Genomic DNA, 13,546 nt, shown 5'->3' on the forward strand with positions numbered 1-13,546 from the left:
AGCACCTCATCCGACAGGTTGAAGGTGTGCTTGAGGATCGCCAGCCCCGCCATCAGCCGGGTCGGCAGCGGCGGCATGCCGGGGCCGTCCGAATAGACGGCGCCGAAACGCTCCTCCAGCACCGGCCGGTCGATCGCCTGCTTCATGTTGATGATCTGATCGAGCCTGGAGCGGAACAGGTCCTGCTCTCCCGTCTCGCGTGGCTTGGACATTCGCCGTCCCCTCGATTCGCCGCCGCCGAACCGAGTGAATCACGCTCCGCAGCACAAGGGAATCGCAAAACCGAATTGCAGGAAAACAGCGTCCAAATACCGCTAATCCTGCAATTCAAAAGACGCTATCCGCCTCAATCAAAAGGCCAGATCAATGGCTTGCGGATAGTTCACGGTCGACGAGCTGGCGGCCACGCATCAGGCTGGAGATCCATCAGCGTTTACATCGTTTTTCAACGGGCGGCTCAAGCTCCGTGTTGTTGCGCGGCGCGCAGCTTGTCGAACGCCTCTTAGACCGTCGTGTGCCGGAAGAGGATATCCTCTGGAATTTCGGCATCGACATTCCGACATCACACATCCGTGATAAAGGCGTTTGCGGCTCGACGGGACCCTCCAACCCGAGGTCGCGAACAGAACCTGAATGACTGCCTCGTTTGCTATATGCGAATTGTCCGTGGGCGCCGCCAGGAGCTGGAACCGGCCAATCGACTTTAATTCTGGCTAGCTGTGCCCAGAATCGAGAAAAACGCCGGATTCATGCAGGCACAGCGGCCAATTTGCAGGAACCACCCCCCTGGGCACTGCTACTTATCTGGAATGAGGGGACTGTGGAGCTTCCGTCAAAAGGAAGCCAGATGTTCCGGGTTGAGGCCGTAGATCATCGTGGTCGTGTGAACATGAAGTGATGATAAAGCCGGCAAACAGGGAGGATAAAATGAGCCAATACTCATATAATCGTCGTGCGCTTATGAAGGCAATGCTGGCGATTTCGGCGACCCCTTGGGGGATTAACTCGAGGGCGTTCGCCTCGTCGTGCGACGATCGCATCCTGCGAATCGGCGGACTGGGTGGAGGCCCTGATTCGATGAACCCCTTCGCCACTTGGGGCTCCTTTTGGCCCTTGGCTATTTGCTATGATTTCTTGGTCTGCATAGACGCCCAGCGATACGACGATCGAAAGGGCTTTGCCCAATCTTGGTCCGTCGCCGACGACAACCTCACTTGGACCTTCAAGATCTGGCCCGGCATGAAGTGGTCGGACGGCCAGCCTGCTACCGCTAGGGACGCGGCGTTCACTTATAGTTATTTGCACGATTCCATAGGCAAGCCCGACGAGCTAAACGTCGGGTGGAACAGCACCAGCGGTCTTGAGAACGTCGAGTCCATCAAAGCGTTCGACGACGAGACTTTGCAGATCGTGACCAAGTTCCCCGCGACCTGGCCAATAGACAATATCATAATGATCGTTCCCGAGCACATTTGGAAGGACATCAGCTATGCTGACGCACGCGTAACCTTCCGCAACGATCCGCCTTTGGTGGGTACGGGACCTATGATCGTTTCGGAGTTTCACCAGGGCCAGTTTACACGCCTGACGCCGAACCCCTATTTCCGTACGGGGAAGCCCCAAATCGCGGGGGTGATCCTGCGGTCCTTCGATGCCGCCGATCCGATTGCGCAAGGTCTTAAGAGCGGGGAACTCGATTATGGCAACTACCTGACGTCCGCCCAGTGGGCTGATCTCTCGAAGGATCCCGACATTGTAGTCGGTGAATCCCGCATAGCTCAGAAAACCTATCTCGCCTTCAACACCGCTTCGGGAGATGGCGCAGGTAGCACCAAGGCTCTGCAGGATCCGGCGTTTCGCGATGCGCTCGGCTACGCGATCGATCAGAAGGCCATCGTCGATCGAGCCATGCGCGGACACGCCGACCCTGGTGTCGGACTCGCAATGCCGGTGGCGGCCGATTACTATTCAGATCTGAACGACATCAGGCGCCACTTCGATCTCGCCGAAGCCAACCGCCGGCTTGACGCCGCAGGGTACCGGGACACGAACGGCGATGGCATTCGGGAGGACAAGGACGGGAAGAGTTTCCAGCTAGAGCTGGTGTCTGGACCTTCAGCAAATATAGAGATGCCGGTCGCGGCAGTGCAGTTTATCGCTGGCTGGTTGGAGCAAATCGGTATCCCTGTATCGGTGACTCGGCTCGACTCCGGTGCGCTGAGCGCCCGCGCCGCAGCTCCGGCGAAAGGCGGCGGAGGGTGGGATCTGCTCATTTCCGATACCTGGCAAGGCCCAACACCTAAAGACCTGCTCATCTTCGGCAGCAGCAATTCCATCGGCATCAAGAACAAGGCGTACTGGACGAATGCGGAGTTCGACAAACTGTTCGCGGAGGTGCAGGTCACCGTTGACCTCAAGAAAAACCAAAAGCTGGTCGACCAGGCAGCGCGACTAATTTATACTGAAGCGCCTTACATCGTACTATGTTACCCCACCCTGCTCGAAGCCCACCGGAGGGATTGCTTCGAGGGTTGGGGAAAGCAAGGCATCATGTCGATGGACAGCTACTTCCCATTCGATCGCTTGAAGCCGGTGCCCGCGCCGTGAACGGAGGGGGAGGGAGCCGTCACATCCTGCGCATCATCGTCAGGGCCTCTATAACCCTCCTGATGGTGGCAGTCCTGAACTTCATCCTATTCCGAGTTATTCCAGGTGACCCTGCATCTCTTTTGCTTGGCGGGGCGCGCGTCAGCGTCACCGCCGAGCAGATTGAGGCGCAGAACCAACGTTGGGGCCTTGACCGGCCGCTGTTCCCGGACCAGGCGGTCGACTACCTGTCGGCAACACTCCGCGGCGATTTCGGCTACAGCTTCAAGTTCAGGGGCAGGCATGTCGCAGACCTGATAGCGGAACGCCTGCCGGACACCATAGTCCTAGTCGGGGTTGCTCAGATAATGGCAATCGTTATTGGGGTGATGCTTGGGATCTACGCAGGCTGGCGCCGGGGAGGAGCCGGCGACCGTATCGCAACCGGAGCCTCTCTGGCGCTCTATTCTACGCCGGCTTTCTGGCTCGGCATGATCCTGGTGGTAATCTTCAGCACGGCATTGGGTTGGCTCCCGGGCTATGGTGCATACTCGCCCGGCCTGATCACGGGCTCTCTTGGTTCGTTCCTCGACTACCTGCAACATCTCACGCTTCCCGCCACTGCGGTGGCGCTTGGGCTAATCGGCCAGTACGTCGTCGTCGCTCGTGCCGCAATGAGTGACGTACTCACCGAGGATTACATGGTAACCGCACGGGCGAAAGGGCTGACCAACGGTCAAATGCTGATGCGTCATGCATTTCGCAATGCAATGCTACCGGTCGTGACCTTGATCACCCTCAATATTGGCTATGTGGTCGCCGGGGCCATCACTGTCGAAGCCGTTTTCGCCTGGCCGGGTATCGGCGGGCTGACGGTGGAAGCACTCAACGCACGGGACTACCCAGTCCTTCAAGGCATATTCCTGTTGCTTGGCGTTTCAATTGTTCTCGCAAACCTCGTAGCCGATCTTGCCTACAGCCTTCTAGATCCGAGGGTCCGACAATGAGCGACAATATTGTTCGATATTGCCCGCGAGGCCGGGCGCGCGCAATAAAAGGCTTTCTGCGTCAATTTCTCAGCTATGGCGGTGCTCAGGTGGGCCTCGTATGTCTGGTATTCTTTCTTGTTGTGGGAGCGGTCCCCAATATTCTGGCGGGACCGCTCCAGACTGCGATCAATGCAACTGGCGATTTCCTCGCACCCCCATCAGGCGAGCATCTGCTCGGCACGGACGAAATCGGGCGGGACGTGCTCAATCTGGTCCTCCATGGTGCCCGGATCTCGCTTACGATTGCGCTACTCGCGACTGTGATCAGCCTCGTCGTTGGGACTACAATCGGTACGACCGCTGGCTACTATGGTGGCAGGGTCGACGTCTGGCTGATGCGCTTGACAGACTTCTTTTTTGTCATGCCGTCCTTCGTGCTGGCGCTGGTCATTACACCCGTGGTTCTCGAGGTGATGGGGCGCGGTGGAGAAATCCTGGGCTTCCGTCCTTCTCTTTTCGTGATCATTGTCGTTATAGGCATGACAAGCTGGTCCTTTGTTGCACGTATCGTCCGGAGTCAGACACTGTCGCTTAAGGAGCGACCATTCATTGATCGTGCGCGCGTTGCGGGTAGCAGTAATTTCGGCATCATGGTGCGGCACATCCTCCCCAATCTCGTGCCGCAAATCGCAGCCAATGGTGCGCTGGTGGTCGCCAGCGCAATCTATGTCGAGACATCGCTCTCATTCCTTGGACTCGGGGACCCGTTGCAGCCTTCATGGGGCACTTTGCTTTCGCTCGCTCAGCGCGCCGGCGCGGCCAGTGCTGGAGCCTGGTGGTACCTCGGCGCCCCAGGACTGTGCGTACTCACGGTTTCGCTTAGCTTCGTCCTGATTGGCAGTGCCCTTGACGACACGTTCAATCCACGGCGGAGGGTGATCCCATGACCAGCTCCTCCCAGGACAAAACACCGCTTCTGGAAATAGACCGGCTCTCTGTCGATTATGGGCTCAAGGGCGTTTCATTGCGAGCAATCGACGGCGTAAGCTTCGCGCTCCGAGCCGGAGAGGCCGTGGGCCTCGTCGGAGAATCGGGCAGTGGCAAGACCACGACCGCGATGGCGATCGCTGGTCTACTATCACCCAACGCGCGGGTCAGCGGCGGCCAAGTGCGCTATCGTGGCAACCGACTGCCGATCGACGATGATGCGGCGATGCGGCCACATCGCTGGAGCGAAACGTCCGTTGTCTTCCAGGGCGCGATGAACGCACTTAATCCTGTTCACCGCATTATCAAGCAGATCGCCGAGCCATGCATGCTGAAGCTCGGCATGTCGCGGGGCGAGGCGACCAAGCGGGGAAGTGAGTTGCTTCAACTGGTCGGCATCCCGGCGGATCGTGGTTCCGCCTACCCTCACGAGTTGTCGGGCGGAATGCGACAAAGGGTGATGATTGCCATGGCGCTCGCGTGTCGACCTTCGATTATCATTGGTGACGAGCCCACCACAGCGCTCGACGTCATCACTCAGGCTCAGATCCTTAACCTGCTAGGCGACTTGCGATCGCAGTTGAGCCTCGCCCTGATTTTGATCACCCACGACCTTTCTGTGGTGGCTAAGTGTTGTGATCGCGTAATGATCATGTACGCGGGCCGCATCGTCGAGGATGGCACTGTCGCCGAGATTTTCGCCCAGCCCAAACATCCCTACACCCGACAGCTGATCGAATCGATCCCGAACCCAGCGAGCGGCAAAAAGATGATCCGGCCAATACCGGGTGATCCTCCCAACTTGGTGAATCGACCCTCGGGCTGCGCTTTCCATCCGCGTTGCCCGTCGGTCATGGGGGGGTGCGCGACCGAAGTCCCCAGCCTCAATAAGTTCGGGCGGGGACGTGTCGCCTGTCACCTTCACCGGTCCTTGACGCAAGAAGACAAGGTCGCTGTTCATGCCTGACACTGCCGGCATCCTGCGTCTCGAGAGCCTGCAAGTTCATTTTCCTATCCAGGGCGGTCTGTTCGACCGTGTCCTGGGCCGATCTGTCGGCGCCATGCGCGCGGTAGACGGGATCGACCTCAACGTCGGGCGGGGCGAGATCGTCGCCCTGGTCGGCGAATCGGGAAGCGGCAAGACCACTGTGGGCCGCGTCATCACCAAGCTTGCCAAGCCGACTGGCGGCAGAATGCTGTTCGAAGGCCGCGACATGAGGTCGGTAGAGGGCTTCTCGGCTCTACGTCCGTACCGGCGTCGCGTGCAAATGATCTTCCAGGACGCTTATCAGGCCCTCAATCCGCGACACACCGTGTTCGACATCGTGGCGGAGCCGTTGCAGTCCCTGCGGCTGGTCGGTAACGCCACTCAACTCGCCGACCGGGTGAGTGAAGCGCTTGCGGCCGCTGGGCTCAATCCTCCCGGCGATTTCTTCGCCCGCTTCCCGCACGAGCTATCCGGCGGGCAGCGCCAGCGCGTCGTGATTGCAGGAGCGCTTGCCGTCCGGCCGGAACTCATCGTTGCTGATGAACCTGTATCGATGCTCGATGTCTCGATACGCGCTCAGATTCTTCAGGTCCTGGTTGACTTGCGCGACAGGCACAACATGGCGCTGCTGTTCATCACCCACGATTTGCCCCTTGCCTGGCTGATCGCCGACCGGATTGCGGTCTTGTATCTTGGAAAATTGGTCGAGATTGGTAGCGCCGACGAGATCACATTCAACCCTCGCCATCCGTATACCGTCGCCTTGCGCAACGCCACACCGCAGATTGGCGGCAACGCAGGTCGCGCCGAGTTGCCGGCCCTGCAGGGCGAGGTTCCAAGTGCCGCGCGCGTGCCGAAGGGCTGCCGTTTCCATCCTCGTTGCCCGCTTGCCTTCGACCGTTGCAAAGCTGAGGAGCCGCCGGCGATCGAAGTTGGACCACAGCACCTGTCAGCCTGCTGGCTCGCTAAGTGAAAGGCATGCAATCAGCGCCACCCCAATGAGCGTATTCCATCTGGTATTGCACAGGCAGGTGGGCTGGAACACCACCGTGCAGATAGAATGCTGAGACCCGTCGAAATTGGCCACTCCATCTTGAATCAGTCTCAATGTCTGGGAGGCACTCTGAAGTGTGTAATGAACTAGGCCCGATTAAACCGCCAACGCCGCGATACGAAGTGGTTTTGCAGACCGGCTTGCGCGTTCCAATGCGGGACGGCGTTGAGCTCGCCACGGACCTGTATCGGCCTATTGGTTACACTGGGGAACTCGGGTCAATCCTTATCCGAACTCCATACGGTAAGACGCCCTATCGCTGTCCGGTTGAGCCTCGCCACAAAGTGGCAAGAATGTTTGCTGGACAAGGGTTCGCTGTACTTGTGCAGGAGCGTCGTGGCGTCTTCGATTCCGGCGGCGTATTCACGCTCAGGGAACATGAAAGGGACGACGGTTATGACACGCTGTCCTGGATTTCGCAGCAGCCATGGTCGAATGGACGCGTGGGCACATATGGGTGCTCGGCGCTTGGTATCGCGCAGGTTTTGCTGGCGCAGTTGTGCCATCCAGCCCACCGATGCGCAATTGCGCAGGGATCGGGCGGCGCGAACGGCTCTGCCGGAGGGCGATATCGCAACGGGGATCTCCGTCTCGGCGGTGCGGTGGAGGTTGCCGCGTTTGTCCCCTGGTTCCACCAAACCGCAGCGAAGGACCGGTCCCGAGTGCAACCGAAAAGCGATGAGGAGTATCAGCGGGCTTTCGCGTCGCTGCCGCTCGTCAACATGCTTAAGAGCCTTGGGGGACCGCCGACTGACTGGGAGGACTGGGTCTCGCGTGACCCAGGCGATCCCTGGGGGGATCGGAATGGGATGCTTAGCGAGGACTCGACCATCGACGTCCCAGCCCTGTTCGTGAACTCGTGGTACGACGTGGGGGCTGCCGACGCGCTTCACCAGCAGCGCGTTTTTAGTGCTCGCGGATTGAGCCCGGCGGCACGCGATCACCAACATATCATTCTGTCGCCAGCCACGCATTGTGGCACCGAGAGTCTCAAAGCCCCGACGGTTATCGGCGAGCGCGAGCTGGGCGACGCGCGCCTGGATTGCTGGCAGATCTACCTGGACTGGTTCGACTGCTGGCTGAACGACAAGCCCGACCGGATCGAGGGAATGCCCCGCGTCCAGTACTACGTGATGGGTCGCAACGAGTGGCGTGCCGCGTCAGAATGGCCCCCTCTTGGTGTGGAACTGCAGCACTGGTTCCTCCGCAGCGGCGGGAATGCCGCGACCCGTCTAGGCGACGGGACTCTTGATGTAGAGCCTCCGAGTGCCGACGAGCCGGCTGACACGTTTACCTACGACCCTGGGGATCCGGCGCCGTTCTTGGGGATGGACGGCGGGAAGTCAAGTGGAACTACTATAGGACCCCGCGATTACCAGGACGTCCAGCTTCGTCCAGACGTCCTCTGCTTCACTTCACCGCCCCTCACAGAGGGCATGGAGGTTACCGGATTTGTCCGGGCGGTCCTCTTCGTCTCTTCTTCGGCCCCGGACACGGACTTCGTGGCCAGACTGTTGGACGTACATCCCGATGGCCGTGCGATTGACGTGGTGGACGGGATACTGCGCGTCCGCTATCGCGAGGGCTTTGATCGGGCTGTTTTCATGGAACCGAGCGTTATATGCAAAATCGAGATTGATCTCGACGCCACAAGTAATTGGTTTCCGGCCGGCCATCAAATTCGCCTGGAAATCACTAGTTCGGCCTTCCCGCGGTTCGACCGCAACCTGAATACGGGAGGTAACAACTGGGACGAAACTGAATGGGTAGTGGCTCGGAACACGATTCATCACTGCGAGCAGTTCCCCTCCCACGTACTGCTTCCTGTGATGACAGCGATGGGGTCCCATGCCGGCAAGGCGAATTTGAACAGCATCGCTAGGTGTTTAGATTGTGGTATTCGGCTTTGCCCCCCGCCTTGAACGGGTTGTTTTGAAGTGCTGCGCTTCGAGATGATGACAAAACGTGGTCTGTGTGAACAGCCACAAGCATCAGGAAAGGAAGCGCAGCATGAAAAATTATGCCGGACTGGACGTCTCCGTGAAAGAGACCACCGTTTGCATCGTGAGAAGGGCGCCGAATTTGCCGAGAGATGAAGGTTGCTAGTCATCCGGACGATCTTGCTGACGCATTGAAGAACCCCGCATGGAATCTCGCCCGGATCAGGCTTGAAGCCGGCCCCTTATCCCAATGGTTGGTCTGGCGGCAGCCGGACTACGTGACCTGTATCGAGCCCCGTCATTCCAAGGCGTTCTCAAGGCACAGGTCAACAAGACCGACCGCAACCATGCTCGCGGCATCGCGCAGATATGCGGGTTAACCTGTTCCGGCCCGTGCATGTCAAGAGTAAGCGGTATTCTCGGGCCACGGCCTTGAGCTCGAGCTTGTTGATGTAGACCCAAGGCAGGAGATCGTCGATCTGGCTGTTGGGGTGGCCGTTGACGATCCTGGTGAGGACATCGGCGAGATAAGCCGAGCGGTTCGACACCATTGAGCTTGCAGGTTTCGATCAGCGAGGCGATGACTGCCCAGTGTTCGGCGCCGCCGTCAGAGCCTGCGAAGAGCGCGTTCTTGCGGTTGAGCGCGAAGACTGATTCATTATGCACCCCCTCTTCAAATGGCGGGAAACAGCGATTTCTGATTATCGTCGTTGATGATACGCGGAGATTTGCGCGCCAAATCGGCCTTGATCCGTTCATCTTCAAGGTCGCTGGCGCGGATCTGGTAGGGCGCGCCGCGCATGACCTGCTCGGCTGGTAATATGCCGTCCCTGACGAACCGGCGGATTTTGACGTGCGACACGCCAAGCTTCGCGGCCGCGTCCGACATGGTAAGCCACTCGCCGTTCTTGTCGGAAGACCGATAGCCGCTGATCTTGTGCACCGTGCGCAGGGATTGGACGCGTCGCGCCGTCCAGGTCTTTCCCTGACCCGTCTTCATGCCCATGCGGTTGAGTGTGGCGGCGATTTCGGCATCCGACCATCGCGTTGCCATGGATCGCATGACCGCCAGAGCCTCCTCAGGCGTACTCTGGCCATGCTCTCCGGATTTGGACTTGCGAACCCTTACCTGGGAATGCTGGCCCCCATGCCAATGGATGGTCAGGATCACATCGCGCGCGTCGTCATCGACGTCCGCCACAATGTCCTTGATGAGCGCGCGCAGCAGTTGCTGACGGAACCGCATATCGACACCCGGCGCATTCCAGGCGGCTTCGAGATCCTGGGCGAGGCCGGTGAAGTCAGGGATCGCGTCGACAGGCTCCATACGCTGGACTTCACTGAGCCGGGCCTCGCAGGTCTCCACGCGCCTGAGCCTAGCTTCCCAGTTCCTCTCGAGCTGGGCCGCTATAAGCCGGTTCTCCGGGTCGCAGGCGGCGTAGCGGCGCTCGGCGAGCGATGCCTCATAGCGTGCCTGCTGCAGGTCCATCTCGATCATCTGCCGCCGCCTGGCTTCGCTCTCCAGCTGCATCTGTTCAGCCTCCAACGCCGCCTCGATCGCCATCGGCGCAACCGCCTCCAAGGCTTCGCGGGCCACCGCCGCATCGGTGCGAAAGCCGTTGAACGACATGCATCGCGCCTGCGCCATCATGGTGTTCTCGCAACGATAGACCGGGTAACCTTGGCCACGTCCGGCATACGTGACAACCAGTCTTCGCCCGCATCGACCACAGGAGAGAAGACCCGGGAGCAACGCGCGACCGCCGCGGCCCGACTTGACGCCGCCGGCTTTGCCATAGGCGTTGGCGGCGAGAAGTTCCTGGTTCCGTTCGTACTCGCTCCATCCGATATAGCCTTCGTGATGCTCCTTGAGCACCACCGCCCAATCGCTGGCCGGCTTGTAATGACCATAGCTCTTGCGGACGCGGCCATCCACGATCTCGGTGCGCTTCTCGCTCTTACCATAGACATAAGCGCCGGCGTAGAACGGGTTCTTCAGGACGGAGATCACGTTGCGGTAGCGGACCGGAACCCAGGCGAAGGACACCATCTTCTTGCCGTCGGAGGGTCTGGGGAAATGCACGCCATCGTCGATCATCGAGATCAGGACCTGGCGGGCACTGCCGAGTTCGCGGAAACGCGCGAATATCAGGCGAATGGTCTCCTGCAGGCGTATATCGGGATCGAACCCGAGACCGTAATCCCGGTGCCAGACGTAGCCGAAGGGCACAGAGATGCGCAGTTCGCCGCGCTGTGCCTTGGCGCGGTCAGCTTCGTACATGCGAGCACGCAGCACCCCGAGTTCGAACTCGCTTATGCTCCCCTTCATGCCGAGCAGCAGGCGATCGTTCGGCAGTCCCGGATCGTAGACTCCGTCCAGATCGATCACCCGTGCATCGACTTCGCCGCACAACTCGAGCAGCCGATGCCAGTCCGGTCCGTTGCGAGACAGGCGGGACGCCTCCAGGCAAAGCACAGCGCCCACATGACCGGTGCACAGATCGTCGACCAGGCGTTCGAAACCGGGACGTTCCACAGCTCCACTTGCGGTGCGTCCCAAGTCCTCGTCGATCACCTCAACCTTGCGGAATCCCCAGCGCCGCGCGACGTCGACCAGCTCATATTGCCGACGCTGGCTCTCAAGATTGAGCTGCACTTGCGCCTGCGTGGACTGACGTACATAGACAACGGCCTTGCGCTTGAGGATGGTGGCCGGAATCAGATTACGGCTCGTCATCGCGGCTCTCCTCCGTCACGATACCGGCGGCGGCCATCAGCACATTGGCGAGCCGGGCGATCACGATCGTTCGTTGCGCTGCGCTCAGCCCGACTAGCTTGTGCGAGTCGAGCGCATGCTGAGCTGGCGAACGATCACGAGAGATCGTGTCGGTGGCGGCAAGGTTCTCATTTTGAGTCTCCCCGATGATGAAACCATCCGGAGAGCCTCGCCGGAAACGGCGCTGGATCAAGAGCTTGTTCAGTTCAAGCAGTGCAGCAAGCGACGCGCGCGGGGAGCCCAGATCCATTGCTGCGCACGGGACTTCGACCTCCTGCCCAACATGGGCAGAATGACCCCGAGATTGCGATCGGACGGATCGAGCGTTCGACGGTGTTGCTGTCGATCTCGATGCGGCCGTCGTCAAGGAAGTGCGAGAGGCCTTCCCAGCGTGAGAGCGTGTAGCGGATTGCCTCTGCGAGCTTGGTCTTCTGACTGATCAGGCCGAGCTTCTCACGCAGCCAGGGTTCGAGATCGGCGACGATGGCGCGGCTTTTGTCCTGACGCATCGCGCGGCGCTCGTTGGCCGATCGGCCACGGATGTCATCCTCGATCTTGTAGAGTTCGGCGATCCGTCTCAGCGCGTCACTGGCGATCGGCGCGGGACCGGCTGCTGCCAGTTCATAAAAGCGCCGACGGACATGCGCCCAGCAGAAGGCGAGCGTGACGCCGCTTTTGTCGGCCAGCACGCGATAGCCGCCATAGCCGTCGACCTGCAAGATTCCGGTGAAGCCTGCGAGATGAGCGATCGGACGCTCGGCCTTTCGGTCCGGCGCATAGACATAGGCGACGCCCGGCGGGTCGCTCCCCTCCCATCGTCGGTCATCGCGGGCATAGGCCCAGAGTTGACCTGTCTTAGTCTTGCCGCGGCCGGGATCGAGCACCGGCGCGGTCGTCTCGTCGGCGAAGAGTTTTGCCGAGGACTTCAGCTTGCCAAGCAGCCGCTCATGCACCGGACGCAGGTGCCAGGCGGCGCGGCCGACCCAGTCGGCGAGCGTAGAGCGATCGAGATTGATACCCTGCCGGGCGTAGATTTGCGCCTGACGATAGAGCGGAAGGTGATCGGCATATTTTGAGACCAGCACCTGGGCGACCGTTGCCTCGGTCGGAAGACCACCCTCGATCAGCCGGGCCGGCGCCGGAAGCCTGAACCACGACGTCCTCGCAGGCGCGGCAGGCATATTTGGGCCGGCGCACGACGATTACACGCAGCTGCGCCGGAACGATGTCGAGCCGCTCGCTCACGTCCTCGCCGATCCGATGCAAGCCATTGCGGCAGCATGGGCAGGCATGGTCCTCGATGTCGACGACCATCTCCACGCGCGGCAGATGGGGTGGCAGCGCGCCCCGGTTGGCCCGGCGCCTCGTGGCCTTTGCTTGCCGCTCGGCGGGAGCAGATTGCTCCTTCTCTTCCTCACCGGCGGCCTCGATCTGCTCCGCCTCTTCGAGCCCCAGCAGCAATTGATCCTCGGGGAGCGTCTCGGCACGCCGGCCGAAGCGGTGACGCTGCAATTCCTTGATGATCTGAATCAGACGGGCATTCTCGACGTCGTGCGCCAGGACCATCGCCTTCAGCGCGTCCGGATCGTCGGGAAGCTGGTCAGCCGTCATCGCCATGAACGGATCAGACCATATTCGCCGACAGCCCGCGACAGCGGAATCTAGGCTGATTCACTTCGTCGCGGGTCAGCCCGCCTGGGCTGGCACGCGGGTCCGGCGCGCCTCATGGACTCGCCGCCAGTCGAGACCTTCGAGTAGCGCCGAGAGCTGCGCGGCCGTCAGCCGCATCATGCCGTCATGCACTTTCGGCCAGCGGAACTCCCCATCCTCCAAACGCTTAGCAGGCAAACCCCGGTGCCATCCCAGAAGATCAGCTTGATCCGGTCAGTCCGCTTCGCCCGGAAGACGTAGACGGCCCCGCTGAACGGATCGGCCCCCATTGTCTCTCGCACCAGCGCCGCCAATCCCTCCGCACCCTTGCGGAAGTCGACGGGCTTCGTCGCCACCATGACCTTGACCGCACCCGTCGGCCCGATCACGACGTCGCCTTCAGCGCGCGGATCACTGCGGCCACCGTCTTGGTATCGGCGCCCCGGCCGACGCGCATCGCGATGCCGTCGATCTCAAGCTCGATCATGCCGGCATCTCGGGTGGCTTGCCGTTTCCGCTGCTTCGGTGAACGGCTGGCTGCAGGTTCCGCCGCCGCCACAACCGCCGGCACAAAGG

General features: G+C 60.6%; 8 protein-coding genes and 6 pseudogenes. 7 read left to right on the forward strand and 7 right to left on the reverse strand.

The features are described from left to right. Positions 1–212: pseudogene (locus tag EN879_RS08000) on the reverse strand (IS5/IS1182 family transposase); the annotation flags it as partial. 715 nt (positions 213–927) lie between these two features. Here EN879_RS08000 and EN879_RS08005 point away from each other — a divergent pair. The 7 genes and pseudogenes from EN879_RS08005 to EN879_RS39795 all read left to right on the forward strand — a co-directional run. Next, the gene (locus EN879_RS08005; RefSeq protein WP_063170379.1) at positions 928–2,607 is read left to right on the forward strand and encodes an ABC transporter substrate-binding protein; all 1,680 of its coding nucleotides are present in this window, start codon (positions 928–930) and stop codon (positions 2,605–2,607) included. Further along, positions 2,604–3,593: an ABC transporter permease gene (locus EN879_RS08010; RefSeq protein WP_063169344.1), complete on the forward strand. Its 990-nt coding sequence runs from the start codon at positions 2,604–2,606 to the stop codon at positions 3,591–3,593. Before EN879_RS08005 ends, EN879_RS08010 begins: the two co-directional genes overlap by 4 nt. Beyond that, positions 3,590–4,522 (forward strand): ABC transporter permease, encoded by a 933-nt coding sequence (locus EN879_RS08015; RefSeq protein ID WP_063169343.1) that lies wholly within the window; start codon positions 3,590–3,592, stop codon positions 4,520–4,522. Before EN879_RS08010 ends, EN879_RS08015 begins: the two co-directional genes overlap by 4 nt. Next, entirely contained in the window at positions 4,519–5,529 is a 1,011-nt protein-coding gene (locus EN879_RS08020) for an ABC transporter ATP-binding protein (RefSeq protein ID WP_063169342.1), read from the forward strand. The genes EN879_RS08015 and EN879_RS08020 overlap by 4 nt, the downstream gene beginning before the upstream one ends. Beyond that, entirely contained in the window at positions 5,522–6,523 is a 1,002-nt protein-coding gene (locus EN879_RS08025; protein ID WP_063169341.1) for an ABC transporter ATP-binding protein, read from the forward strand. The genes EN879_RS08020 and EN879_RS08025 overlap by 8 nt, the downstream gene beginning before the upstream one ends. Before the next feature lie 233 nt (positions 6,524–6,756). Beyond that, on the forward strand, positions 6,757–8,526 hold the full coding sequence (locus tag EN879_RS08030; protein ID WP_245493806.1) for a CocE/NonD family hydrolase: 1,770 nt from the start codon (positions 6,757–6,759) through the stop codon (positions 8,524–8,526). An 88-nt stretch (positions 8,527–8,614) separates the two neighbouring features. Continuing rightward, positions 8,615–8,952, forward strand: a pseudogene (locus tag EN879_RS39795) (IS110 family transposase); the annotation flags it as partial. A gap of 44 nt (positions 8,953–8,996) precedes the next feature. Here EN879_RS39795 and EN879_RS08040 read toward each other — a convergent pair. The 6 genes and pseudogenes from EN879_RS08040 to EN879_RS39350 form a co-directional block, all read right to left on the reverse strand. Further along, a pseudogene (locus EN879_RS08040) lies at positions 8,997–9,189 on the reverse strand (transposase domain-containing protein); the annotation flags it as partial. A gap of 28 nt (positions 9,190–9,217) precedes the next feature. Next, complete coding sequence (locus tag EN879_RS08045) at positions 9,218–11,281, reverse strand: recombinase family protein (protein WP_063169338.1); 2,064 nt, start codon at positions 11,279–11,281, stop codon at positions 9,218–9,220. Further along, the gene (locus EN879_RS38910; protein WP_063169337.1) at positions 11,268–11,570 is read right to left on the reverse strand and encodes a hypothetical protein; all 303 of its coding nucleotides are present in this window, start codon (positions 11,568–11,570) and stop codon (positions 11,268–11,270) included. The genes EN879_RS08045 and EN879_RS38910 overlap by 14 nt, the downstream gene beginning before the upstream one ends. 49 nt (positions 11,571–11,619) lie before the next feature. Continuing rightward, positions 11,620–12,937 (reverse strand): annotated as a pseudogene (locus EN879_RS08050) (IS66 family transposase); the annotation flags it as partial. A 69-nt stretch (positions 12,938–13,006) separates the two neighbouring features. Continuing rightward, positions 13,007–13,359 (reverse strand): annotated as a pseudogene (gene tnpB / locus EN879_RS08055) (IS66 family insertion sequence element accessory protein TnpB). Next, positions 13,356–13,546 (reverse strand): annotated as a pseudogene (locus EN879_RS39350) (IS66 family insertion sequence element accessory protein TnpB); the annotation flags it as partial. The pseudogenes tnpB and EN879_RS39350, both read right to left, overlap by 4 nt.

Source organism: Mesorhizobium sp. M7A.F.Ca.AU.002.02.1.1, from assembly GCF_003998535.1.
Classification (GTDB): domain Bacteria; phylum Pseudomonadota; class Alphaproteobacteria; order Rhizobiales; family Rhizobiaceae; genus Mesorhizobium; species Mesorhizobium ciceri.

What these genes read in the sequence shown, in the direction of transcription:
- EN879_RS08020 (WP_063169342.1), top strand. Translation starts at nt 4,519, where the DNA reads ATGACCAGCTCCTCCCAGGACAAAACACCGCTTCTGGAAATAGACCGG.
- EN879_RS08045 (WP_063169338.1), bottom strand. Translation starts at nt 11,281, where the DNA reads ATGACGAGCCGTAATCTGATTCCGGCCACCATCCTCAAGCGCAAGGCC.
- EN879_RS08015 (WP_063169343.1), top strand. Translation starts at nt 3,590, where the DNA reads ATGAGCGACAATATTGTTCGATATTGCCCGCGAGGCCGGGCGCGCGCA.
- EN879_RS38910 (WP_063169337.1), bottom strand. Translation starts at nt 11,570, where the DNA reads ATGGATCTGGGCTCCCCGCGCGCGTCGCTTGCTGCACTGCTTGAACTG.
- EN879_RS08030 (WP_245493806.1), top strand. Translation starts at nt 6,757, where the DNA reads ATGCGGGACGGCGTTGAGCTCGCCACGGACCTGTATCGGCCTATTGGT.
- EN879_RS08025 (WP_063169341.1), top strand. Translation starts at nt 5,522, where the DNA reads ATGCCTGACACTGCCGGCATCCTGCGTCTCGAGAGCCTGCAAGTTCAT.
- EN879_RS08005 (WP_063170379.1), top strand. Translation starts at nt 928, where the DNA reads ATGAGCCAATACTCATATAATCGTCGTGCGCTTATGAAGGCAATGCTG.